The organism is Streptomyces sp. NPDC031474 (assembly GCF_055581185.1).
The window spans coordinates 1-1,513 of the sequence record NZ_JBVIJX010000076.1 but is presented as its reverse complement, the minus strand read 5'-3'; the positions used below and the strand labels follow the sequence as shown (position 1 = coordinate 1,513).

At 69.8% G+C, this 1,513-nt stretch carries 1 protein-coding gene; it reads right to left on the bottom strand.

What is annotated here, in order from left to right; translation table 11 throughout:
• Nucleotides 1–249: 249 nt before the first annotated feature.
• Nucleotides 250–1,458 carry an IS4 family transposase gene (locus ACZ5SK_RS48490; RefSeq protein WP_334573689.1) on the bottom strand — a complete coding sequence of 403 codons (1,209 nt, stop codon included), beginning with the start codon at nt 1,456–1,458 and terminating at the stop codon, nt 250–252.
• Nucleotides 1,459–1,513: the final 55 nt, after the last annotated feature.

Below are 1,513 nucleotides of genomic sequence, written 5' to 3'. Positions count from 1 at the left end.
GGGATCGGGTCCCAGCTTCGTGGGACCTTGGTCGGTGGGTTGATCGGGGCTGTGCGCCAGTGCGGGGCGATGGCCACGGCCTCGGCCGGGCTCCGGTCGGGCTGGGGAGGGCGCCGGTGTTCGTCGCGTTTGACTCCGAAGTTGGACATCTTGCGTTTGATGACACGGGGGTTGAAGCGCCTGCGGCGGAGGGGCAGCAGGTGCCGGGCTATCTCCCGCAGGCCCTCGGTGAGGGAGGCGGCCAGGTGGTCAGGGGGAAAAGGCCGCCTGCGCGGTGACCTGTCGGCGTGCGAGGCGGATGCTGCGGGTGAAGGAGAGCCGGTCGGCGTCGAGCTGGGCGGCATCCGCGGTGTCATTCATCAGGCTGCGGATGGCGTAGTGGACCAGCAGATGGCCCCAGACTTCCTGCTCGACGCCGTCGGGTGAGCGTGAGCGAAGGACCTGGGCGGGGCCGCGTTGATGAGTCTTCAGCTCGTCCAGTGCGGTCTCGATCTCCCACCGCTCGTGATAGACGGCGGCCAGATCGGCGGCCGGGGCGGCCTCGGGGTCGAGGATCGTGGTGATCAGCCGGTAGGGAGCATCCTGTTCGGGAAACCCAGGGCCCTGCAAGGTGTACTCGATGACCCGCACGGTCGTGGGGTCGGCGCGTTTGCGGTGGTCCTTCGCGGCGACGATCTCCGACAGGTACGAGCCGTCGGGAAGTTCCTCGCGGACTGGCAGCACCTGGTGGGAGCGGATCCGCCACAGCAGGTCCGCACCGCCGGCCGAGGCGGCCCGCCACAGATCCAGACCGCTGAACCCGCGGTCGGCCAGCAGCAGATCGCCCTCGCCGAGATGGCCGAACAGGCTGCGGGCCAGGACGGGTTCGGATGATGTCAGCGGCCCCAGGGCGGCGGCGGTGATGGCGTGGGTGCCGCACTCGGCCAGTGCCACCATCCGCACCTGCGGATACGCGCACCGCTCGGTGCGATGGGTCTTCGGCCGCCCGAAGTGCGCGGCGTTCGCCTCACTGTCGGGTGCGTCGAAGACCGTGCCGTCGACCGCCACCAGCCTCCACCGCCCGTATCGGGCGCCCCGGGTCTCCTCGGTCGCCAACGGCCGGGCCACCTCGGCGAACAGTGCCTTCAGCGGCTCCGGCCCCAGCTTCACCCTCGCCCGCGAGATCGCCGCCGTGGTCGGCACCTGCCATGAGCCCGACCAACGCTTCGCCCAGGTCAGACCCTGCGTGAGCAGCCGCGCGACCTCCTCATACCCCTGCCCGGAGAACAAGCACATCGCCAGCACGAAGTAGACAACCACCCGCGGCGGCAGCAGCCGAGTGCGCTGACCCGAGCGACCGGACTCGGCGACCACCCGGTCCACCAACTCCGGCGGAAACGTACGCGTCAGCAGCCCGACCGCGATCCGGTCCGACAACCGCTCATCCGTCTCCGGCTTGACCTGCCCAGGGCGTGGCATCCAGCACCTCCTGGATGCCACGCTACCAGCCGAAACCCTTAAGTCACTGGTATTG